The sequence below is a fragment of the Ileibacterium valens genome (assembly GCF_001945525.1).
Lineage (GTDB): Bacteria > Bacillota_I > Bacilli_A > Erysipelotrichales > Erysipelotrichaceae > Ileibacterium > Ileibacterium valens.
Map to the genome: position 1 here is coordinate 1 of NZ_MPJW01000197.1, position 762 is coordinate 762.

1 protein-coding gene is annotated in these 762 nt (G+C 40.9%); it reads right to left on the reverse strand.

Annotated features, from left to right (window positions below):
* Window positions 1-40: 40 nt before the first annotated feature.
* Window positions 41-736 carry a transposase gene (locus BO222_RS10385; RefSeq protein WP_233131251.1) on the reverse strand — a complete coding sequence of 232 codons (696 nt, stop codon included), beginning with the start codon at window positions 734-736 and terminating at the stop codon, window positions 41-43.
* Window positions 737-762 lie beyond the last annotated feature (26 nt).

The following is a 762-nucleotide window of genomic DNA, read 5'->3' on the forward strand; positions in this document are numbered from 1 at the left end:
TTTTTTCATGAAGTTTAGCGACTTTGATTCGCTGTTTATTTCAGTTGTTTGAGCCTTTGACCATGTGTGAAAGTTTCCGTGGCTCTCTTTTGAGCTTCTTTTCAGCCTGGCGGTAATATCCTGGATATTTGGGCTCATTGCCGTTGCTGTCCTTGTACAGCTCATGCATGGAATAATCCAGACCGATGAAAGATTGCGGCGTCTGTTCCTGTACTTGCTTATCATACTCGAACAAAACGCTCGCATAGTACTTTCCGCTTGGACTCTGGCTTATCGTTACAGACTTCAGTTTATAATCCGAAGGGATCGAACGATGCTGATTGATTTTGACAAGACCCACTTTTGGAAGCTTGATGCAGCCGTTTTTAATAGCAATATTGCCATTGATACAGTTCGTCGAATAACTCTTTCGGCTGTTCTTCTTCGACTTGAATTTTGGAAAGCCAGATTTGGAGCGTTTAAAAAAGTTCTGGAAAGCTGCATCCAAATGACAAACAGACTGCTGCAGTGCGATGCTGTCCACTTCTTTGAGAAAGCTATACTCTTCAGTTTTCTTTAACTTCGCCATGTCATTAGCACACCAGGTGTAATTCAAAGTGGATTGATCCATTTGGTACTGCTGAATTCTTTTGTCGAGGTAATAGTTGTAAACCAACCGCACACAGCCGAAGGTTTTCGCAAAGAGAATTTCTTGTTCTTTATCTGGATAGATTCTGAATTTGTAAGCTTTGTTCATTGTTCTTTACCCTGGTTAGATATCTA